We start from the raw sequence: 22939 nt of genomic DNA, 5'->3' as shown, positions 1-22939 counted from the left end.
TAGGATACCATACACAAGTTTAAGGAGGTCATTATGCAGCATTACAAGAATTTTCAAATTGCATCTTACGTGCGCGGGGAATTTCTGGCACAGGCAGAAATTTCTGAAATCGAGGAAGGTATCCGGTATTTTTCCAGGTATCTCCCTCTGGATAAGGTTTATCTGGACACTCACAGGGAAACCTTTGATGTGCCTGTGGAAAAAATGAAGAAGGTAAAAGAGTTGTTTGAGTCCGCGGGTATCCGGACGGCAGGTGCCATCACATCCACCATTCGGTTTGATGGGGATGATAAGTTCCGTATTTTTGATGCCTTTTGTTTCACGGACCCGGTATACCGTGAGAAATATTATGACATTGTAAAATACACTGCCTCCCTGTTTGATGAGATCATACTGGATGACTTTTTCTATACTTCCTGCCGGTGTGACAGTTGTATTGAAGCCAAGGGAACCGGGGACTGGTCCGGGTTCCGTCTGAAACAGATGGAGGAGGTTTCCCGCGAGATCACAGCCCTGGCAAAATCCGTAAACCCCAACTGTAAATTTGTCATCAAATATCCCAACTGGTACGAATCCTACCAGGAGACAGGTTATAACCCGGGCGTTCAAAAAGATATCTTCGACGGTATATATACAGGAACAGAGTCCCGCCATCCCACTTACAGCCAGCAGCATCTGCAGAGGTATTTAAGTTATAGTATGATCCGCCTGATGGAAAATACGGCGCCGGGCAAAAACGGCGGGGGCTGGATCGACCAGGGAGACTCTGAAGCCAACCTGAACATCTGGCTGGAACAGGCCTGCCTTACTTTATTTGCAGGTGCCAGGGAGCTGACGCTGTTTAGTTTCTCCGAGTTGATAAACACTCCTTCTCTGCCCCCCTTGGAGCAGCAGTTATCGCGGATAGACAGTATTCTCAATCAGATTGGAGAGCCGGTTGGAATCCCCGTCTATGAACCTTTTGACGCGGACGGGGAAGACCAGCTTATGAATTATCTGGGTATGATAGGCCTGCCTCTGGAGCCATCACCCTATTTCGACCAAGACGCGCCCTTCCAGCTTTTCACGGCAAGCGCCGCCTGGGATACTGGCGTAGTGGAGAAGTTAAAGGCCTTTGTGCGATCCGGGAAAAGTGCCGCTGTGACCAGCGGATTTTTGAAGGCTGCAGAGGAACAGGGTATTGGGGAAATGACATCCGTGAAGCACACGGGGCGCAAGGCCACAGGCAGCAAATACTGGGCCGATGTATTTCAAAGCGGTCCTCCTGTATGTCTGGAGGGAAATTCCCCTATCTTTGCCGATGTGCTGCAGTATAAGACCAACGCCACCTGGTGCGAACTGGCTTTTATATCATCTGACAGTAACTTTCCTCTGCTCACACATGATTTCTACGGAAAGGGACATCTGTATATCCTGAACATTCCGGATGACTTTGCAGACCTGTACCGCCTGCCCAAAGAGGTGAATACCATCATCCACAAACTGTTCTCCCCCCACCTGCCTGTCTGCCTTGCGGCACGGCCCAAATGCAGCCTTCTGCTGTATGACAATGATACCTTCGGTATCTTCTCCTATCATGAATATCCCACACCTGCCCAGGTAATACTCAACCGGCAGGAGTATACAGGGATACAGGATCTTGAATCCGGGGAAATATTCAAACCGGTAGCTAACCACAAGTCAGACCGTATGGTTTATGTGCCAATGTGTAATGGAACTTATCGGTTCTTCCGGTTAATCTAACCTTCATCAAAAAAGTCCCCCGCTTCAATGCCACAGAGGCATAAGCGGGGGAACTCCTTAATAAGTAAAAGTTCTCTTGTATATTTACAAAAATAAAAAACCGGAATAGGGATTCTTAATAGTAATGACTCAATCAATCTGGACTTTCTGGTAATATCGTTCCCAACAAATCCTCTCTGAAAATCAGGCGAAAGGTCGACATCTCCAATTTCAATCATCTCATTCATCTGTCGAATTGAAAAGGGCTTTGTATCCACACGTATCAATTTAGGATTGTATGGATTATAACTTTCACCATCCTTTTCCCTCGTCTTCATCTGCATCGTCAAATCCGTCTTCCGTATTAAATATCTATCCCTTCCTCTCTCTTTTTAGTTTTTCATATTTATCCTTCAAATAATCCCGCGGTTTAATTTTTTTTCTAATCCCATATTCATATACCCTTATCCATAAATCATCATCTTCCATGATGTGTATCAAATCAAGGATACAATAAAGAGTAACCTCTTTGTCGTGGTTCCTGGCATGTGTGAAGTAATATTCTATTCCAGCATCGGCTTCCGCCAGTTCAATTGATATAAGCAGGATCATACCGCAAAGTTCGTTTACCGAGTCCATTAAGTCATATGCACCATTTGAATTTCTGCCCAAATTCCCCAGCTTACTCATTCTGCCTTCTACCAGCTTTTTCGCCTCTTCCATGGCCATAAGTTTTACATCGGTTGTCCTTAATCCGCCAAGGAGCACCAGTTCCTGCCCAATATGTAGAGATTCTACGCTCAGGCCTCCGCTGCATGCGGTTATCAGCAATTGCTCAATATTTTCCCGGGTATACCCGGACGCAAAGGTCATTTTAACCAGTAATTCAAATAAACCTGATTGCGCCCATCCGATAGAGCGAAAAGGATCATCCGTAGAAAACAAATAGCAGTTGCATGCCGCACACATCAAATGGTACAAATCCGCCAAAAGCTTGACCGCCCTGGAATAATACTCACTCTCTAAAGGAACCTTTTCCAGACTTTTAATAAAGTTTTTAACCATAAAACGCCATTTAGGGCGCTGGCTTTTGGGGACAGAACGATTAGGCACAAAGTAATTCTGTGCATAAGCATTCTCAATAAATTCCGCAATCTGTTGTTCCAGTTCCTCGAAATTTACTGTACTTTCCCTTTTCTTCTTATCAATATCCTTTCCTTCCAGAATATCAACTAAAACAGGGTCCATTTCTTCCTTCTGTCCCTTACAGAGCTGCTTGTAACATTCAGCAAACGCTTTCTCCAGATTCCCCCTGTCGGAGGAGCTCAATAATATCCGCAATTCCTGTACTTTCATAGTTGTTTTCACCTTTTAGTGTCATATACTTTTTTGAGTATCATAAACAAATTTCATACTTGAACAAGTACCCATGTTTTAAATAAAAGTATAACACAAGACAATACAAATAATAACCAGATTGCAAAAATCATTAAAAATTTCCTTACACGATTTTATCTTTCGTTACTCTAATAGTTTATAATACAGGATTTATTTATGTATTAGTTCGTACATAACAAACGCCGCATGTCTACTGTCTTTTGACCAGGAATTTACATTTATGGATCCCTGTCCCCCAAAGAAAGTCATGATCTTTTTCCTGTTTTTCCCCTCCTCATCCATGATCCAGAGTTCCACGTTCATATTGGGCAGATGTTCATTTGCATCCAAGGCATCCTTTCCATAGGACAGATTGATAACCTTCCTGCCATCAGGTGATATATGGCCAAACCAGTTATTCTGCTCTTCAAAAGTCATCTGGGTCTGTTCACTTCCGTCACGTCTCATTCTCCATATCTGCATCAGGCCGGTACGGGTACTGTTAAACCAGATATACCTTCCGTCAGGTGAGTATTCCGGTCCGTCATTAAATCCGGCATTGCTTGTCAGGCGTATCTCTTCCCCTCCCCCTGCGGGTATCACATAAATATCCACCTCATTTTTCCCTTTGATCTTTCGGAACGCGCAGTATGCAAGCTCCTCTCCGTCCGGTGACCAGCCATGCAGATAACTCGGTGCCTCCGGTGTGATCAAAGCAGCTTCCCCTCCATCTAAAGGCACTCTGTATATTCTGGATAATCCTGACTCCTCCGTGCTGTGGCTCACTGCAATATACTTTTCATCCGGAGAGAGTACATGGTCATTATTGCAGTTGTTGCAGATACCGGTATCTATCATTGTCTCTGTATCCCCGGATATACTATAACGCCATATCCTGCCCTCTGAATTATACAGGATCGTATCACCGTCCGACAGCCAGTTAGGAGCTTCTATAACCTTATCATATTCATGTACTTTTTGAACCTCCCCTGTCAGCGTGTCCAAAATGCATAATATGCTTCTGCTGTTCTCGCGGTACTGCGTTAACCCGGATAAAAAAACTGCAGTCTCCTTAATATCCTTTGTTATATCTTCTCTGCTGGAATCCTGGTCTGCAAACTGAGGAATCTCCATAGCCCTTGCAAATTGAAAACAGGATTTTATATCAACCTCCCCTCTGCCTATGGCTGTCTCATAAAACATCCCGGTGTTTACATCTTTCTTAAAATCTTTATAATGAATCGATTTTATATACTCTGCATTCCTCCACAAAAATGCCTCCGGCTCTGTTCCCCCGGCAAATATCCATCCCACATCAGGCTGTGCGCCGACTTTTCCCCCACATTCTTCGAGAAGCCATTCATATGCAGGTTTTCCATTTATATTCTCAGCTATTTCTTTCGCTCCATTATGCAGAAGCAGTTGTGCTTTGCATTCTTTCAGCCGGTCTGCTGCAGCCATGCATATCCCCGCAAACTTTTTAAAAGCCTGCTCCTCAACGGTATCCGGACAATTCCATACAAACTGGCGGATGCCGTATCTAACTGCCAGGACAGCCATTTCTTCTGTCACTGCTTCCGGCTCTTTTGTCAGCACATGACATGACAGTACCTCTAAACCCGCATTTTTTAAGATCGGCATATATCGGGACATATCCTCCTCTGTCCAGCCCTTGCCGCTGAATGCACCATGGTCTCTCAACAAAATACACGGCTCTACTGTTCTGTAGCCTGATTCCGATAAAAATCCGAAAAAATCTTCCGGATATTCTTTACTCTTCTTGTCCACTCCATATAATTGAATTCCAAATCTCATACGTTATCTCCTATTCTTTGATTTTTTTATTATAATGCATATTTTTTTACATATACCACCGCATTCCGTTTTAATATGCATATTTTTTATTATTGTTTTTTATTATTTATTATTGTCATATATTGATTTTTATGCTATTTTGTATTATACTCAACTCATCAAATACTTAAAAGGAGGAATTAAAATGAGCAAGCAAATTATAGTTACCGGCGGCTGCGGAGGGTTAGGTAATGAACTGGTTCGAGCACACCTTACCCAGGGGGATCATGTTACTGCGATTGATTTAAAAATAACTCCTGAAATAACTTCATTGATGGAACAATACCGGAACCTTTCCTTTCTTCCATGTGATATCTCCTCAACGCCAGATGTCATGAATGCAATTGCTGACAGTTTTTCATCTGCAGAGCGAATTGATATCCTGTATCACACCGTAGGAATCTACCGTTTTCAGGATAAAGTATATCTCCCGGAAACCGATTTGGACTCCATAGGTTCTATGTTCAACATTAATGCCGTGGGATTCCTGAGAGTGCTCAAGGCTCTGTGGACCAAATTCCACCAAACAGCTATCATCTGTATTACCTCCGAAGCCGGAAGTATCGGAAACAACTTCAGGAGCTGGGAATATGGATACTGTATGTCAAAATGTGCTGAGAATATGGCCGCCGCTATCGCACAGCATCATTTTGATGAACTCGGAAACGGATCACGGATCATGTGTCTGCACCCAGGCTGGCTCAGAACAAAAATGGGCGGTAAAGATGCCTTCCTAAATACAGAACAAAGTGTCGCTCCCGAAGACAGTGCCGGATGTATCAAAGAAATCGCTGAAAATATCAATACATTCCCGAAAGAAATCATGTATATGGATTACAAACAGACACCTCTTAAATGGTAAACATACATATCTGCCAAACCAGACAGCCCCGGTTGATCAATATAATAATTTACCGGGGCTGTCATCTTATTTTTCCTGCTTCATAATACACTGCAGTTGTCTGAAATATACACCCGTCTCTGCTGTCAGTCTCTCATAGAATTCTATAAATCCTTTATACTTTACATGGTTATCCTGATCCGGTTCAGCGACTGACCGGACAGAAACAGTCTGCGCTGCCTTTTCCCCAATATCCTTAAAATATCCAATTCCCTTACCGGCCAATAAACACGCCCCCCAGAGTGCAGTATCCGCGCGGTCCAGAATCTCAAATTTTTTTCCCGTCACATCTGCAAGAATCTGAGGCCAGACTGCAGAGTCTGCACCGCCCCCGATAAGTTTCACGCTGTTCATACAATATTCCGGGAATCGTTTTTCCACCTGGCTTACCGTTACAGCCAGATCATATGCATAACATTCCAGTAAAGAGCGATAAAAATGCTCCATTCTGTGAGACCATGTATACCCCATAAACAGTCCGCGGAGACTGTCGTTAAATGGCATTGCACTTCCTCCAAGAAGGCCTACAGCGAATACTCCCTCACTTCCCGGCATGATTTTTGCAGCCTTTTCTTCCAGGACTTTTCTCCAGGCTTTTCTGTCAGCACTGTCTTTTTCCATAAACTGCTCTGTAAACCATTCCAGCGTGATACCTGACCCCGGAATATATTTGTGAGCAAAGAACGTATCTTTATCAGCCCCTGGTATAATATCAAAACAATGCTTTTCCTCATCTGCCCGTACTTCTTCCACCTTACAGCTAAACCCGCCGTAGGAAGCAGCTTCAAAAATCATATCCCCATTTCTGTTGATACCGCTTCCTACACATCCTGCTGCTTTATCCCCTGCCCCCGCGATCAAAGGGATACCCGATTTCAATCCCAGTAAACAGGCATTCTTCTTTGAAAGTGAGCCGCAGACCGTATCCGCCTGTACGATATGAGGCAGAAGCTCCCTGTCTATTCCTATCAGACTGCATAATTCCTCTGACCATTCCCTGTTCCTGATATCTGCAAGCCCTGTCCATGCAATAAAAGAAGCATCTGTTACAGCATCCTCAACCGGCAGTTCCCCCAGCTTTCCTATAATATATCCGCTGATCAGCAGATATTTCCGGATACACTTGGCCTTTTCCGGATATTCCTTTTTGAACCATTCGTACTTTGCACACATTAAGGGGGCATTTGTCCCACTGATATTCAAAAATTTATCTCCATAGTCTTTCATCTGGCGCTGTACATACTTTGTATACCGGGTATCCAGAGAACAGGACCACGTGGTAATATCCTTCCAATCTCTGTCGACTCCCATAAAGCCCGCCATCTGTCCTGTAAATACAAGTGCTGATACTCTCTCTGAATCTTTTCCGGCTCTGTCAACGGATTCTTTTATACATCTGAGAACAGCATTATATATATCAATACCATTTTGCAGAAAAACCCCCGGCACCGGCCTGCTGTCCCTGACAGGCTCGCTGCTGCCCGCAAGGCATACGCCGGCGTCATTATAGATACCGGCCTTTATAAAACTGGTCCCCAGATCCACTGCCATAAAAAGAATATCATTCATAACCCTCCCCCTTTACCTTAGTCACTAAAACAGAACTACATGTTTCATTCCCTTTGCACTTCCGGCATTTTCAAACCCCTCCAGTACCTGATCCAGGGAATATGTATGCGTTATAATACTTTTAATTTCAATGACCCCCTGGGATACAAACTCCAGAACCTTTCTGAACTGTCCGATGCTTGAGCGTGTGGACCCGGTAATATATAACTCCTTATAATGGATCAGATTGGTGTTCACTGCCACCGGCTGCTTATCCTCCGGAGTCCCTCCAAAGAACAAAACCCTTCCGCCATAAGCCATAAGCGGCAGTACAGACGCCTGCACCTGAGGAACGGGGCAGGCAGTGACCGCCACATCCAGGCCTCTTCCGTAAGTATGTTCTCTGACAAAATCCTGAAGCGCATTGCCATGATATACCGTAATATAAGGCATCAGCTTTTTACACGCAGCCAGTCTGTCTTCTGACAGGTCATTCATAAAGACAACCGCACCTGCCATATGAAGTAATTTTGCATGCATAACACCAATGGGCCCTGCCCCAACCACCAGCGCAAAATCTCCTGGCCTGACACTGCATTTGGTAAATCCGTTGTATGCACAGGATAATGGTTCCGTCACAGCAGCTTCTTCCGGTGATACTCCTTTTGGCAGAACCATCAGATTGCCCTGACGTATTGCCTTTGAAGGAATTCTTATGTATTCGGCAAATGCTCCGTCCATATTAATGCCAAATGCTTTATATTCCGCGCATAAATGTGGTTTTCCGTTTACACACATATCACATAATCCGCATCCAATATTCGGCTGCATTGCAAGCTGCATGCCCTCCTTATAAAAAGGAACCTTTTTCCCTGCTCTTACAACGGTACCGGACAGTTCATGCCCTAAGGTCAGAGGATGTTCCTCATCTACACCCCGTACTCCATTTCTCCACATACGGATATCTGTCCCACAAATAGCCGCTGCATCCGTCTTTAGCAAAATCTCTTCCTCTGTAATTTCCGGCACAGGTATATCAACCAGTCTGATATCATTTTTCCCATAAAGTCTCAGTGCTTTCACTCTGCATTCCTCCTGTGGTTCATATTTTTTGTGATAATGGAATTGCCCTCTTCCACGGCACAAACGGCCATCATCCCGTCAAATCCCGTAACAAGTGTCTCACTGTCTTCTATTATTGCTTTTATAAAACTTTTATCCTCTTCCAGATATGCATCTTTAAACAACTCCGTCCAACTGCTGACGAAGGGGCGTGACATACCGGCAGTATCGCTGACCGTTACAACACTGTTCGCTTCCGCTCTGCCAATGCGGATACATCCTCTTGTACCCAGCAGCTCCACCTGCGCGTCATAACCGTATTTGACGTAAACAGCTCCGTCAATTATATACTGCACCCCATTCTCCAACTGTCCCATCATAATAACGTTATCATAATAATCCGGGAACCCCTCTTCTGCCTGCTTATTACGGTAATTCCCCGCCTCTACATGCATTGTCTTTATATTGCTGCCGGCCATCCACCGGACAGTATCTATATCGTGGCTGTTGACTTCCGCCAGGATACCGTTCGACTTCCTGATATCATACATCCACTCCCGCGGCCTGGAAGGCCCTCTAGTACAGGAACGTATCATGACAAGCTCGCCTATCTCCCCAGCGTCCAGCCTTTCCTTTGCCCTCCTGTAATTTGTATCAAAGCGCCTCATAAAACCGATCTGCAGTTTCACTTTATTCCTCTCACAGGCCTCAACCATAGTTCTGCATTCTTCCGTATTCATTGCCATCGGCTTTTCACAGAAAATGTGTTTCCCCGCATTGGCACAGTATACAACAATATCCTTATGCAGATTTGTGGGTGAAACTACCACTACAGCATCCACTGCATCATCCATTACCGCATCTCTGTAATCCGTATAATATTTCTTTATCCCCAGTTCCGCTGCTGCTGCCTTTGCAGTTTCCTCCACAGCATCTGCAACAGCTTCCATATGCGCTCCCGGAACCTTATTGACATAATTCCTGGCATGAATCATGCCTGCTCTTCCCGCGCCGATCAAACATACACCTACATTATTCATATTCTCTCCTCTCTTATGATAAACAAGCCGGCTCTTAATAAAAAAAGGAGCCTGCGTCAGGAATCCCATCGCATTCTCCTTACCTTCCAACAAATTTCTTGTACAAACAGTCTCTCTATCACAAATACAGCAGGATGAACCTTATACCAGTTCCACCTTTACTTCAACTGCTTCAAGCTCCTTCAGAAACTTCCTATCAGCACCCTTATCCGTGATAAAACAATCCACCTGGGATATGCCCGCAAAACTGATAAATGCCGTATGCTCTATTTTCGTACTATCCGCCAGAAAATATATCTCATCGGCAATATGGATCAAAGTTTCCTTTACAACGGCCATATCCATATTAGGTGTTGTCAGACCTTTCTGCATACTGATTCCGTTTCCGCCTATAAAAGCCTTATCCACATTCAATCCGGCCAAAGTCACCGCCGCCTTCTGCCCAGTGGTACAGTTATAACCCCTCCGCACTTTACCGCCTGCCAGGATGATTTCTGCTTTGCTGTTCCTCTCCAGGTATTCAGATATATGGAGGTCATTTGTCACAACCGTCAGATTCCGGAATGTTACCAGTCGTTTTGCGAACTCATAAGTTGTTGTTCCCGAATCAATCGCTATAATATCACCTTCGGAAACATGTGAAACCGCAGCCTGGGCAATCCTCTCTTTTTCTGCAATACATTCAACCGCTTTCTCGTTGGAATTAAGCTCGTAATTTCCGCTTTTAACGGATATTACTCCTCCGTGGGTCCTTTTTACATATTTCTTTTCTTCCAATTCTCTCAGGTCATTCCTGATCGTAGCCGGAGATACGGAAAATAGATCGCAGAGCTCCTCCACTGTAGCCTTGATATTCCTGTTTACGTAATCTACTATTGATTTTTTCCTTTCCTCTGCAAACATACTGTTATCCCGATTTGGCATATAGACCCTTCCCTCTTTACTGATTTAGTTTATTTTTATTTATGAACTCTTTTCAGCCATTATATCACAACTAAATCATGAACGTCTATTCGGTTTATATACCTGCTCACCTGGCCAGGCTATATAGCCAGAACACTCTCCTCACTCCGCATATCCGAATAGGATGAGGGATAGCTTTCCGGAAGCGCCCGCGGCCGCTGAAACCTTGAGGTTATATTCTTAAAACAGCCGTCCCTCCAGCTTTTCTCCATGCCCTCTAAAATCTCCACTGCATGACAGGCCATGTCCCCGCTCGCCCGGTGCGGACGTTTTTTAAGCACAGACCAAGCCAGCTCCGCTGCGCCAATCCCTCTGGAGTTCTGGGAAAATCCATGGGCTGCTGGCAGTATGATGGGTTCGGTCCAGCCTTTTTTCTGCAGGGTAACGGCACCCCCAAATTCATTTGCGTTCGGTATCGTCAGTATGCCTTCCGTTCCATACAGCGCAACATAAGGAACTTCAGGGAAAATGGAATCCCCGTTAAAATTTAAAGTACCCACCGTACCATTCTCAAAAACTAATAGGCCTGCCATAATATTTTCATTCTCAATAGTATAAGATTCTCCGAAATATTGCGAGGCTGCATCCGCCACTGTCCTTCCGGGCCTGTTCGTCTGCACGATTCCTGCTGCTTGCTTTACCGGCCCCAATATAGATAAAAGCGCTGTCAGGTAATAAATGCCCAGATCAAATCCCATTCCCCCTCCCGGTTCCACTACAAAAGAACCGGGACGGTAAATCATACCCATATCTCTGTTGATCGACGCATGACAGGATGTGATCTGCCCGATCAGGCCCTTGTCAACTGCAGCCCGGACAGTCTGGATCCCTGCCCCTAAAAAGGTATCCGGCGCAGCTCCTATCCTAAGTCCTCTCTCCTCTGCCAGCATCTGCAGTTCTTTTGCTTTTGCATATTCATTGACAATTACCTTTTCCGTATAGACATGCTTCCCCGCCAGCAAAGATTTTTTTATAATGTCATAATGCGCCGCAGGCGGCGTCAGATTCACGATCAGATCAATTTCCTCGTCTTCCAAAATTTCCTGAAACCCGGCTGCCCTTATTCCGTATTTCTCCGACTTTATCTCAGCAGATCTGCCGCCTTTTGAACAGCAGCACATCACATCCAGTACAGAAAACCGCTGTGTCATATTTTTCAGATAGATATCACTGATGCCTCCACACCCAATCACTGCTGTCTTCAATGCTTTCATGTTTTATCCCCTCTTTCAGATTAGCGTCATCTCCCAACTGAATACCTTGGCGATCTGCCGCAGCCTGGCTTTCTGTTTACCTGCAATTATCAAAGCGTGGTGTGAACACAACTCTTCCATTACCCGTTCACCATCCCTGTATCTTATCAGTGCGCCGTTTCTGCAGTCGCTGCCAGGATACTGCACATAGCGTTCAATCTCTGCTTCAATCAAACTCAGCCTTCCGAAGTCAGGATAAATTTTTGCGATTGTCACAGGACCTGCCGGAAGCTCCGCGTCTACAACAATTGCATTGTCATCCACTATCTCCAGGACTTTTGGTCTTAATACCCAGTTGCTGCAAAACCGGCGCGGAATAAAACCAAAATATCCACAGTGCACTCCAAGGGCATGGTTGTCCGAATCATCGATATCCGGAAACCTGTCAATTTTTTCATGGGCAAGGGCCGCCATACCCACAAGAAACGGATATAAGTTCGTCATCATCATGGGGGCTTCAAGGCTCCTGTATAAGATAAAGGTACTGAGCATAGTCAGTGTATCTCCCTCACATGCCCATATGATATCATCCTGTTCAAACAGCATATTCCAGGCAAGGCAAGGGGTGCTGTCACAATGAAATGACTCATTCAGACAGTTGCTGCCTACTCCGTCAACCCCTCCAATTTCCCCGATCACTTCTTTTACTGCCATATATAGCTTTGCAGCAGACAGCCTCGCTTTCTGACATACACCTTCCTCGTTGATATTCCAGCTTTCATACAGGGCCTTCGCATCTTCATCCTTGAATTCCTTTGCTCTGTCCCCCACAGCTTTCCAGCTGCGGTATATCATGGTGATCCCAAAAATATCCTGCATTTTTTCAGTACATTCCTGTTCCCACCAATAAAAACGCTTAAAAATATTTGCCTGCATCCCCTCCCCGGGCGTATCCTGGAACATCAAAAATCTTGCGCCGTTTTTCAGTCTCTGTTTTACCGCCAGCGCCCGGATCACAGTCTTAGCCAATTGGACGTTATAGGGAGAAAAGACATTCATTCCCTCTCCGCGCAGAAAGGTAACAATTTCCCAGTCCCACATCTCCACGGTTCCAAAACGTGATGTAAGCACGATCATCGGAACATCATAAGCATACAGCTCTTTCCGATGCCGGAATGCTGCTCCCAGAAGCTGAGGAAAAACAATTGCATCCGCCTCCGGCAGAGGCCTTCCCACAGTGACAACCTCTGTAAAATCAGCTACATCCCCGTAATATTCCTGCAAACGGACCATCTGTTCAGTATATTCTCTTCGTTCCCGTTCATTTGCCTCTTCAAAAATCAAAGGTACTAATCTTGCTTTCATTGGCATCCTCTTTCTTCCATTCACTTCCGGGCCACTATATAGGCACAATCCTTCCCTGATAACACGTCAATCAGGTTTTTAACAGCCATATTCGCCATATTTTCCGCAGCCTCCCCCGTATGTGCACCGGTATGGGGAGTCACTATGACGTTTGGGAGCTCAAACAAAGGGGACACCTTTGGCGGTTCTACCTCAAAGGCATCTAATCCAAGGCCCCCAAGTTTCCCTTTTTTCAAATATTCATAAGCTGATTCCTCATCTATGATTCCCCCCCGGGAAGCATTGACTATGATCACGCCTTGCTTCATCTCTTCCATCACAGACGCATTGATCATACACCTTGTCTTACTGTTCAGCGGCAGATGCAGGCTTACAATATCTGCCTTTCTTATTAGCTCCTCAAAAGAGACCGGGGCAATTCCGTTCGTCTGACAGTATGGATGATCGATATAGGGATCATATGCCAGCACTCTCATATCAAATCCCCCTGCACATTTAGCTACCACTCTGCCAATTGCCCCAAGCCCTATAATACCCAGTGTTTTTCCGGCCAGCTCTACCCCTGTGGCGCGGACCCATCTGCCTATGCGAAGCTGGCTGTCAAGATACGCAATCTTACGTGCTGTGCAGAGTATAAGTCCAAAAGCCAGTTCCCCCACAGCCTGGGCATTTGCCCCCGGCGTATTTGTCACAACGATATGATGCTTTTTTGCCGCCTCTATATCTACCCTGTCACAGCCAGCACCGTACCTGGAGATCACCTTAAGCTTCCCGCAGGAATCCAGCACGTTTTCCGTTATATAATCAAGTCCGGCTATATACCCGTCACAGTCAGAGAGCAGCGGAATCAGTTCTTCCTCCCGCAGCGGCCTGCCCAGCGGGTTAAATACTAGATCTTCTGAAAACTCCTTCAATATGTTCAATGCTTTCTGATCGCTTCCTGGCTGCAAAGAGGTCGGCGTAACTAATATCTTCATGTAGATAGCCCTTTCTTTCAAATACTGCTGCATCTGTCCTTCCACTTGCCCAGAACTGCAGACGGATATACAACTATTCAAGGAGACGTACTGGATTGCTGTATGATATCTTTTCAATCTGCCTGGGAGAAATCCCATTTTCCTTCATAACAGGAATAAATGAGCTTAAAATATAGTCAAGACCTACTGCATCTGCAGTATAGGTTTTTAATCTTTCCCGTGTGGTATCCAGAGAAAACAAAAGCTGATCTTCAAATCCGGCATCCAGCATTTTTCTGATTATTTTTACTTCTTCCAGGTCACTGTGATATTTAAAACGTCCAATGGTGTCATATTCAAGAAAAATACCCTGTTCCAGCAGTTTCTCATGGATCACCAGGTCAGGTTCCGCACGGTCCATGTGACAAAAGATAATCTTACCGGGCTCTATGCCCTGGCACAGGATATAGGCAAGGAGACCGAGCGGATCGGAACCGGGTTCTATATGTATCATAAGCGGCACGTTAGTTTCCTTGGCGGCGCAGCAGACAGAATAGAATAACCTTTCATAGCGCATGCTGAGATTCTCCCTGTCCAAGGCAGCCTTTATAATCCCAGCCCGGGCCGGTATCTGTCTGGAGTTCATGCCATCATCCAGGTTTTCAAACATACCGCAGACTAATTCGCTTATAAAAATATCTGTCAGCTTGTCCTCCCCTAGGAAATGGATCCAGTGGTTATCACTGTAAAAGACCAGCTTATGAAATCCTGTAGACGCAATGATGTTGACACCTGTCTGCTCCGAAATGCCATACAGCCCAGCAGCCATCCGGTTACATCCGCACGGCTGCGCATCAATGATTGACTGCCCGCCCTTTTCTTTATATCTCAGAACTTCTCTCTTACTTTTGGAAAAATCATCTATACACAAAGCTCCGTTACTTCTGCAGGAAGCGCCTTTTCTTATCATAAGATGCTCATGGCACTGACAAAACCCCAATTCTTCCGTCTTTATCCATCCCTTTACTGTCATGACTTTTCCCACGGCACCCACCTACCAGTTAGGATTATCTTCAATCACAGCTTTTCCCTCTCTCTCCAAGACCACTTTGTGATATCCTCTGCTTTCAATGGTTCCGTAATCATGTCCGGCATCTGCTGCAAAAGTATAAAATAAAACCAGCGGAACATTCCCGGTATTGACTGTTCTATGTGCATATCTCCTCGGCACATATACTGCCTGACCTGTACACAGACGCTGTTCTATCGCATCTCCCTCCGGGTTTTCCATTACCATATATCCCTCACCACTCAGAGTATAATAGACCTCTGCCGTCTCCAAAACCGTGTGAAAATGCCCCTTTGTCATATAATACTCGCTGCCTATTTTTCCCGGATATACAACCGTTGTGCCGAAGGCCAGATCACCTGCCCTCTCCGGACATCCCAGTTCATAGAATTCATAGATAAGCGGATCTTTTTCTGTCAGGATTTTTTTTGCCGCGTCAGAATCCTGAAACATATCCTTCATCTGTGAAAGGCTGCGTTTTGTTGTTTCTGCAGTCTTAGAGAATCCGGTTTTCAGATCAAAGTCTACAAGAAAACTTCTATCCCAATCAAATTTGTTCATCTCCTGCTCTCCCTGTCATTTATGCTCATGTTTCTCTGGCAATATCACTTAATCTTTCCAGCTGGCTTCCCTTTATTTCTATATGGAATACTTCTGCCATCACCTGTGTCCATCCGTGTATAAAATAAGTCCATCCCCCATACACTTTCAGGTTCCTTTCCTCAGCCTGCCTCATTGCCTGTTCCTGAAAAATCAGATTTCCCCGGTAATTCAATTCCCAAACCAGACTGTCACACGGAAACAGGCAATGATCTGTAAGGGGAGATCCCGGTGCATCCTTTCCCAGACCAGTGGCATTTACAACTAAAGAGTGGGGTTTTAAAGCTGCCAGGGCAATATCATTATCCGCAGGCGTGGGATTATGCATAAACTCAAACCTTGTTCTGTCATTGATTCCGTCTAAAATCTTCTTTGCTGACGCAAGCCTCGGTATGCTGCGGTTCGCAATTATTATCTTTTTAGGAACATCTGCCCCAAATTCCTGCTGTGTGAGATATAAGCTCATAGCCAGGCAGCTTCCCCCTGCTCCCAGTATCAGTACATCCCCATCATAACGTTCCCAATATCCCCGAGGCACAAATGACGCAAGTGTCAGGCCGCTGGAAATCGGATCCTTTGCATGAGCGCAGAGCATGCCGTCTCTTTTTGATATGGATGATACCTCACCCAGTTTTTCCGCATAAGCATCGGCGTGATCAAACAAATCCCGGCATGCATGATACAAATCTATCTTATGTGTTGTTACCAGTGCTCCCAGGGAAAGAGGATCTCTCCTGATAAATTCAACTGCTTCCCTATAGCACCCGGCAGGCGCATGCAGAGGAAAATCCATTCCTTTTATAACCGTATCTTTCAGCCCTAACTCCTTTGCCCACTTTGGAAAAACCTTCATGATAGAGGAGTTCCCGGTAGTGACCCCAATAAAATAGATGGTGGGCTGCGTTGCGGCTTTGTAATCATTCATTGTTACATACTCCTTCTTATTCCCCTGTCCGATCATCCGCATTTAAAGGGGCATTGGCATACCTTTATAATCGATAAACCATTCACCATCACTGATTACCGTTTCCTTTTCAAGAATCCTGCAGATACCATCCGCTGACTCCTCCGGCTCAATCTGTGCAGTGGTCCGTCCCATAACAGTATTCATTCTTCCCGGATGCATAGCCAGAATCTCCACATCGTCTACCGTACACCTTAAAGTCTGGATCACTTTATTGGCTGCTGTCTTCGTGATCCCATAACCCGGGAACATATCCCCTTCGCAGGAAAAACTGCCTCCCTCTGAGGTGACTGCAATATACCGTCCGCCTTTTACCATCAGAGGATAGAACTGTCTGAATCCCATAATAATGCCTGCCGCATTGATCCTAAAAGCAGTCATCAAATCTTCTATATCTGCCGTCAGAAGTGAGTTTTCCCTGTCGCTTGGCATCAGTACACCTGCCACATGGACTACAGCATCCAATCTCTCCCCTTTTAACCCAATCTCGTCCGCTGCCCTTTTAACAGAACTTTCATCCGAGACATCCATAAGGTATGCAGATATATTTTTATCCTGAAACAGACAGTTTCCCAGATTGGATTCCTTCAGGACACCGGCATTGACCTGATGGCCGCACTTTGCCAGATCCTCACACAATACCTTTCCCAGTCCCCGATCTGCACCGATCACCAATACATTCATATTTTCCTCCCATTCAGTCATTATCACTTTCCAGCAGTTCAACTAAGCATTTGAAGTCCTCATAAGCAGCCAGGTAAGCGTATCTTCCGTCAGCACTTCCATACTCGCCTTTTTGCTGAAGCTGCATGCCCAGGCTCTCACAACCGGCAATCGTCTCGGCCATCCCTTTCACATGAAATGCAATGTGATGGATTCCCTCCCCGTGCTCCTCCAGAAATTCCCGCCATGTGGACGGTGCTTCATTTGGCTGGATCAATTCAATCTGAAAGCCATTATCAAGATTGAAGAAAGCCATCAGGCACTCCGCCTTTGGCGCCGCTTTGCCTTTGTATTCCGTCTGTGTCACCTCATATTTGCCGCAGTCAACCGTAGGCGGTACCGGCATTCCAAATAATTCGGCAAATTTCTGCTTGGTCTGTTCCACGTCCTTTACAATAAAACCCACCTGGGCAAGTTTATTTAAATCTAATACACTCATTTTTCTTCTCCTTTATGCAATGATCATTTTAATAAGTTCTGAATGATCTCCCTGTTATCCGCATCATACTTTATGTTAACTTCCAGACCCAGTAACTCTTTTGTATCATAGAAAGAGTAGGTGCCATCCGGATAGTAGCCAATATGATAATAAGGGGCCGCTCCCATCTCTTTTAATGTCTCTTCTGCTTTTTCTTTTTCTGGTACAATAAAGCTGATATGCTGGAAACCTTCTCCGTTTTTCTCCATGCAAAGTTTCCATGGATTCGGTTCTTCTCCCGGCTGTACGATTTCCATTTTCACATTATCGAACTCGATAACTGATATCAGACATCCTTTATAATCTTCCAGTTTACCGAAGGTAAGGGCAGGTGCCTCCTCTTTGGGGGGAATTGCCCAAACAGCCGGTTTCTCTATTCCGAGAAAACGAGCCCAATTTTCCGTGACCTTGTGGATATCTTTTGTGACAAATGCCATGTGGCATACTCTGTTTGTTCCGATAGACATTATTTTTCCTCCTGATTTTTCATTATATCTATTAAATGACTGCCTAACCTTTTACTGCCCCTTCACTCAAACCTGCAACCAGATGCTTTTGGGCAACGGAAAAGAATATAATAGCAGGAACACTCATGATTACGGATGCAGCCATAAGAGGCCCCCACCGAATTCCGGATTCATCAATATAAAACGCCAGTGATACTGCAATTGGCCTGATGGACCTGTCCTTTGCCATCAAAAGCGGGAAAAGAAATTCATTCCAGGAAAGAATAAAGGAAAACATAGCTACCGTAGCGATCGCCGGCTTCACCATAGGCACAACTACTTTTGTCAGCACCTGCAGCGGATTGCAGCCGTCTACAACAGCAGCTTCCTCCACTTCATAAGGAAGTCCATCTATAAAACCTTTCATAAGCCAGATCGTGGTTGGTATTCCAACTACAAGGTACAGCAGGGTCAGCCCGGTATAGGTATTGACCAGTTTCAGCCTAGAAAGTGTTACATAAAACGGAACCAGCAAGGTAACACGGGGCAGCAGCCTTGTAAACAAGATCGATGTCAACAACGTCTTATTCCCGGGGAACCGGTATCTGGAAAATCCGTATGCGGACAGCACCGAGACGACTGTTGATATAATAGTGGAAATTGCGGCGATCTTGACTGTATTGGCAAAGCTTTTCATCATATTCGCATCATTAAATACAGCTATATAGTTTTCCAGCGTCACAGGGTGCGGCAAAAAGGTGGGGTGTGCGGAATATACTTCTACACCTGTTTTCAAAGATGTAGAGACCGTCCACAGGAAAGGGAGCACCGAAAACGCCACCACCAGAAACGCTAAAATATAAATGATCACATTGACCGGTTTAATCTTCTTCAATTGACTCCCTCCTTCTTCTTTTTCTCCTTGCACTCACATCCCTGCCCTTTGCACTGACAGGAACATAGAACAGGAAGCATACGATCATCAGCAATATCACAATAAAGCTCAATGTTGATGCTGATGAGAAGTCCAGATTCCTGAACGCATACCGCCATATAGTCAATCCTATAACCTCTGATGATATGCCCGGACCGCCTCCGGTCATGGTATAGAGCATATCGAAGGAATTGATTCCATTGATAAATTCCAGAACAATAAGTATCGTCAGGATATTTTTCAGGGATGGTATGGTTATGTAGCGGAATACCTGCAAGGTACTGGCGCCATCAATCCTGGCTGCCTCTTTATAGTCTTCGGGAATACCCTGCAGCGCAGCCACAAGCATCAGCATATTGAAGGGAAATCCTGCCCAGGAATACGCTACAATGACGGAGGTCAGTGCAGTCCCGGCATTTCCCAGCCAGTTAGCTGCCAGGGATGGGGAAAATGTTTTCAGTACAGCATTGAGCAGCCCATTATCAGCCACATAGATCCAACGCCATGTATTTGCCGCAACAATAGAAGGGATGACCCATGGAATAAGCGCAAAGGTACGAAGCGCCTTCATGCCGCGCAGTTTACTTTCCATGATAAGTGCGGCGCCAAATCCCAGAAGCATTCTCAGTGCCAGACTGGCGATGGTCCACACCAGTGTATTCCTGGCGATCTCCACCAGTTCCGGCTTTGAAAATATATTCTTAAAATTGCCAAGCCCTATAAACTCTGTATCAAAGTACGGCAGTGTTAATTTTGAGAAACTGAATTGAGTCACCTGTAAGATTGGATATACCATCATTAAAATAATTGACACTGCTGCAGGAGCAACGAACAACAGCCCAACCCATTTTCTATTTTTCATGATCACACGCTCCTTATCCTTTTTACCACCGCAGGCTGTCCAAAACGAACAGCCCTCGGTATCAATATCGCCATCTTACTGCCACTCTGACCGCAATGCCTTGATATTATCAGCCATCACACTGCAGCCGGTTTCCACATCTTCCTTTCCCTGTAAAATATTCTGGAGCTCTGTAATGATTATGTTCTGTATCTCTGTATACTCCGGAACCACCGGCAGCACATAAGTTGCATTGGCGTCAGCTTTCCAGTATACTTCATACCTTTCTTCCCCCCATGCACCCATGCTCTGGGATTCGATAACTGCCGGCTGGACTATATCCTGTGCACTCAAAACCTCCGGTGTCAGGAAATAATCAATAAATGCCTTTGCACCTTCCGGATTCTTGATCCCGGTAGGAATTGTCCAGTGCCATCCGCCGACACGGTCTGTACTTCCCGGGTTTACACAGAATCCATATTCAAATCCATTTGCCTGTGCATATTCATCAATACTGCTTGCGGTAACAGGATCCATGGGGATCATTGCCAACTGGCCGTTTTGTGCCATGGGATATAAATCTGCAGACCATGCATAGTTAATACATCCCTCTGGAACAACTCCTTCGGTATACAAATCTACCCATTGCTGTATGCCTTTGATAGATTCCGGAGAATCAATAGTCACCTCACTGTTGTCCTCATTTAATATTGCGCCGCCTGTTGATCCAAAGAACATTCCAAACGAACTCATGCAGTTTGCCGGATCATTCTTTGTAGCGGCAATACCGAACCCATAGACGCCTTTGTCCTTATCCGTGAGTTTTTTACAGACTTCAAAGAACTGATCGTATGGCATGTTATCCGTGGGATAATCTATCCCTGCCGCGTCAAATAATGTCTTATTATAAAACAGGGCAGTGGGGCCTGTACGGTATGGAACTGCATAAGTCACTCCATCCTGTACGCCTGCATTCATAACACCTTCCGAGAAATCATCCGCACTCCACTCATATTCCTTCATGAAATCATCCATAGGCTGCAGAAGTCCCTGCCCGATGGGTGTTCCAAGCATCAGCGTATCAAGAGCCAGTGCGTCCGGCGCATTACCTCCCAGGATAGCGCTGACTGCAGTTTCTATGTAGTTGTTGATCGGCAGACATTCTACCTGAAGGTCATACTGTGGATATTCTTCCTCAAATCCTTTTTCAATTCTGGGAATCTCGTCCTCCCACCAGCTTCCCATCCAAGCCGTCACTACTTCTTTATCACTGCTCTCTGCGCTGTCTTTTGAAGCTGTATCCTCTTCCGGATCATTTTTCTCAGTATCAGATGTTCCGGGATCTTCTGAAGCGCCTGTCTCAGCTTTCTCGGTTCCTGATGCGTCATCGCTGCCTGAACTGCCGCACCCTCCCAGCATGCTCCCCGCCATAGCAGCAGCCGCTGTAATTGCCAATACCTTTTTCACGTTCTTTGCTTTCATGTTGCTCCTCCTTTTTATATTTTATTTTACAATAGTTACCTTTTTTAACTTTCAGGCCATATTGTAACCTTTCTCTTCAATCACTTTTGAAAGCCACTTTGCACTTTCCTTTGTGATCCTTTTCTGGGAATCGTAATCCACATAAATAATCCCGAATCTTCTTGAGAGCCCCCATGCCCACTCAAAGTTATCTGTAAAGCACCACACATAATACCCCATCACGGGAACCCCATCTTCTATGGCACGGCTTATGGCTTCAAGATATTGTTTCAAATATTCAATACGGTCTGTATCCTGTACCTTTCCTTCTGAATCCACCCAGTCATTAAATGCGGCTCCGTTTTCCGTGATGATCAGTTTCTCCGGTTTATAGGTATCGCGGATCCAGCATAAGAGTTCATAAGCCTCATCAGGACAGACCTCCCAGTCGGCATCTGTGCGCGGTTTACCGCTTTTTACAGCTTTTCCATGGAGAGGCCACTGTTCTTCATCTGCCTTTACAAATTCCGCGTAGTATGTATTCAGCCCGAAAAAGTCCAAAGGCTGACTGATCAGTTCCATATCGCCGTCCAGGATTTTTGGAAGCATAACATCCTGTTCTCTCAGATAAGCAAACAGTTCTTCCGGATAACATCCCTTCCATACGGGGTCACCGAACAGATTATTCTGCTGAAGTTGTATTCTTTTTGCAGCTTCTACATCCTTCGGATCATCCTTATCTGATGGATAGGCAAGATTCATATTGAGGGTAATACCTATCTCCGATTTGATTCCTAGTTTTCTGAATTCTTTAACAGCACTTCCGTGGGAAAGCAGCAGGTTATGTACTGCCTCAAGGGCCATGGAATAATCATGATAACCCGGAGCGTGTTCACCGGTCCAATAACCCAGCATGGATACACACCATGGTTCATTCAAAGTTATCCAATAGTCAACCAGGTCGCCGTATTCACTAAAAAGAGTTTTTGCATACTCAGTAAACCAGCCGACAATCTCCCGGTTCGCCCATCCGCCTTTATCCTGCAGCTTCTGGGGTAAATCCCAGTGGTAAATAGTCAGGCAGGCTTTTATCCCGTTTTCTTTCAGTTCTCTGAGAACACTTCTGTAAAATTCGATTCCCGCTTCATTGATCCTTCCCACCCCATCGGGATATATACGGGCCCAGTTAACGGAAAAGCGAAAAACCTCCAGTCCCAGTTCTTTTGCAAGCCGGATATCCTCTTTGTAATTGTGATAAAAATCACATGCTGTATCCCCATTAGTCCCGTCTGTAATGTTGCCTGGGATATGGCTGAATCTCTGCCAGATATCCTCCCCCTTCCCGTCTTCCCGGGCAGCACCTTCAATCTGATAGGATGCCGTGGCAGTTCCAAATTCAAAACTATTCGGAAATTTTATTGTTTTCATTCTTTCTCCTTTCT

General features: G+C 45.2%; 22 protein-coding genes. 2 read left to right on the top strand and 20 right to left on the bottom strand.

Translation table 11 applies throughout. The features are described from left to right. Positions 1 to 33: 33 nt before the first annotated feature. Positions 34 to 1743 (top strand): putative glycosyl hydrolase, encoded by a 1710-nt coding sequence (locus CI595_RS15580; protein ID WP_095174551.1) that lies wholly within the window; start codon positions 34 to 36, stop codon positions 1741 to 1743. On the opposite strand, the gene CI595_RS15575 is transcribed toward CI595_RS15580, so the two are convergent. From CI595_RS15575 to CI595_RS15565, 3 genes are all read right to left on the bottom strand, one after another. Next, positions 1740 to 2066 (bottom strand): hypothetical protein, encoded by a 327-nt coding sequence (locus CI595_RS15575; RefSeq protein ID WP_095174550.1) that lies wholly within the window; start codon positions 2064 to 2066, stop codon positions 1740 to 1742. The genes CI595_RS15580 and CI595_RS15575 overlap by 4 nt on opposite strands. A 28-nt stretch (positions 2067 to 2094) precedes the next feature. Next, entirely contained in the window at positions 2095 to 3078 is a 984-nt protein-coding gene (locus tag CI595_RS15570; protein WP_095174549.1) for a hypothetical protein, read from the bottom strand. 192 nt (positions 3079 to 3270) lie between these two features. Continuing rightward, positions 3271 to 4914 carry a TIM barrel protein gene (locus tag CI595_RS15565; protein WP_095174548.1) on the bottom strand — a complete coding sequence of 548 codons (1644 nt, stop codon included), beginning with the start codon at positions 4912 to 4914 and terminating at the stop codon, positions 3271 to 3273. A gap of 184 nt (positions 4915 to 5098) precedes the next feature. Between CI595_RS15565 and CI595_RS15560 the strand changes: the two genes are divergently transcribed. Beyond that, a complete protein-coding gene (locus tag CI595_RS15560; protein ID WP_162291891.1) occupies positions 5099 to 5815 on the top strand; it encodes an SDR family NAD(P)-dependent oxidoreductase in 717 nt (238 codons plus the stop codon). A gap of 66 nt (positions 5816 to 5881) precedes the next feature. Here CI595_RS15560 and CI595_RS15555 read toward each other — a convergent pair whose 3' ends face one another. From CI595_RS15555 to CI595_RS15475, 17 genes are all read right to left on the bottom strand, one after another. Continuing rightward, positions 5882 to 7423, bottom strand: coding sequence for a xylulokinase (locus CI595_RS15555; protein ID WP_095174546.1), 1542 nt, complete (start codon positions 7421 to 7423; stop codon positions 5882 to 5884). A gap of 24 nt (positions 7424 to 7447) precedes the next feature. Further along, positions 7448 to 8485, bottom strand: coding sequence for an alcohol dehydrogenase catalytic domain-containing protein (locus CI595_RS15550; protein WP_095174545.1), 1038 nt, complete (start codon positions 8483 to 8485; stop codon positions 7448 to 7450). Then, a complete protein-coding gene (locus CI595_RS15545; RefSeq protein WP_095174740.1) occupies positions 8482 to 9504 on the bottom strand; it encodes a Gfo/Idh/MocA family oxidoreductase in 1023 nt (340 codons plus the stop codon). Before CI595_RS15545 ends, CI595_RS15550 begins: the two co-directional genes overlap by 4 nt. 141 nt (positions 9505 to 9645) lie before the next feature. Continuing rightward, complete coding sequence (locus tag CI595_RS15540) at positions 9646 to 10428, bottom strand: DeoR/GlpR family DNA-binding transcription regulator (RefSeq protein ID WP_095174544.1); 783 nt, start codon at positions 10426 to 10428, stop codon at positions 9646 to 9648. 119 nt (positions 10429 to 10547) lie between these two features. Beyond that, positions 10548 to 11681: a Gfo/Idh/MocA family protein gene (locus CI595_RS15535; RefSeq protein WP_095174543.1), complete on the bottom strand. Its 1134-nt coding sequence runs from the start codon at positions 11679 to 11681 to the stop codon at positions 10548 to 10550. Between the two features lie 15 nt (positions 11682 to 11696). Then, a complete protein-coding gene (locus CI595_RS15530) occupies positions 11697 to 13025 on the bottom strand; it encodes a hypothetical protein (protein WP_095174542.1) in 1329 nt (442 codons plus the stop codon). A 20-nt stretch (positions 13026 to 13045) separates the two neighbouring features. Beyond that, positions 13046 to 14035, bottom strand: a complete 990-nt coding sequence (locus tag CI595_RS15525; RefSeq protein WP_243135181.1) for a phosphoglycerate dehydrogenase — start codon at positions 14033 to 14035, stop codon at positions 13046 to 13048. A gap of 40 nt (positions 14036 to 14075) precedes the next feature. Continuing rightward, entirely contained in the window at positions 14076 to 15026 is a 951-nt protein-coding gene (locus tag CI595_RS15520) for a phosphotriesterase family protein (RefSeq protein WP_095174541.1), read from the bottom strand. Positions 15027 to 15035: 9 nt separating this feature from the next. Continuing rightward, positions 15036 to 15611 carry a glucose-6-phosphate isomerase family protein gene (locus CI595_RS15515; protein ID WP_095174540.1) on the bottom strand — a complete coding sequence of 192 codons (576 nt, stop codon included), beginning with the start codon at positions 15609 to 15611 and terminating at the stop codon, positions 15036 to 15038. A gap of 25 nt (positions 15612 to 15636) precedes the next feature. Next, a complete protein-coding gene (locus CI595_RS15510; protein WP_095174539.1) occupies positions 15637 to 16575 on the bottom strand; it encodes a shikimate dehydrogenase family protein in 939 nt (312 codons plus the stop codon). A gap of 42 nt (positions 16576 to 16617) precedes the next feature. After that, complete coding sequence (locus CI595_RS15505; RefSeq protein WP_162291890.1) at positions 16618 to 17298, bottom strand: SDR family NAD(P)-dependent oxidoreductase; 681 nt, start codon at positions 17296 to 17298, stop codon at positions 16618 to 16620. Positions 17299 to 17311: 13 nt separating this feature from the next. Next, on the bottom strand, positions 17312 to 17776 hold the full coding sequence (locus CI595_RS15500; RefSeq protein WP_095174537.1) for a VOC family protein: 465 nt from the start codon (positions 17774 to 17776) through the stop codon (positions 17312 to 17314). A 23-nt stretch (positions 17777 to 17799) separates the two neighbouring features. Continuing rightward, a complete protein-coding gene (locus CI595_RS15495) occupies positions 17800 to 18282 on the bottom strand; it encodes a VOC family protein (RefSeq protein ID WP_095174536.1) in 483 nt (160 codons plus the stop codon). A gap of 43 nt (positions 18283 to 18325) precedes the next feature. Further along, positions 18326 to 19156 carry a carbohydrate ABC transporter permease gene (locus CI595_RS15490; protein WP_095174535.1) on the bottom strand — a complete coding sequence of 277 codons (831 nt, stop codon included), beginning with the start codon at positions 19154 to 19156 and terminating at the stop codon, positions 18326 to 18328. Next, on the bottom strand, positions 19143 to 20057 hold the full coding sequence (locus tag CI595_RS15485) for a carbohydrate ABC transporter permease (RefSeq protein ID WP_095174534.1): 915 nt from the start codon (positions 20055 to 20057) through the stop codon (positions 19143 to 19145). The genes CI595_RS15490 and CI595_RS15485 overlap by 14 nt, the downstream gene beginning before the upstream one ends. Before the next feature lie 75 nt (positions 20058 to 20132). Further along, positions 20133 to 21518 carry an ABC transporter substrate-binding protein gene (locus CI595_RS15480; protein WP_095174533.1) on the bottom strand — a complete coding sequence of 462 codons (1386 nt, stop codon included), beginning with the start codon at positions 21516 to 21518 and terminating at the stop codon, positions 20133 to 20135. Positions 21519 to 21569: 51 nt separating this feature from the next. Continuing rightward, positions 21570 to 22925 carry a GH1 family beta-glucosidase gene (locus CI595_RS15475; protein ID WP_095174532.1) on the bottom strand — a complete coding sequence of 452 codons (1356 nt, stop codon included), beginning with the start codon at positions 22923 to 22925 and terminating at the stop codon, positions 21570 to 21572. Positions 22926 to 22939: the final 14 nt, after the last annotated feature.

The sequence above is a fragment of the Blautia hominis genome (assembly GCA_002270465.1).
GTDB lineage: Bacteria > Bacillota > Clostridia > Lachnospirales > Lachnospiraceae > Blautia > Blautia hominis.
Note: the sequence above shows the minus strand (reverse complement) of the source record. Positions and strands in the feature narration are given on the sequence as shown.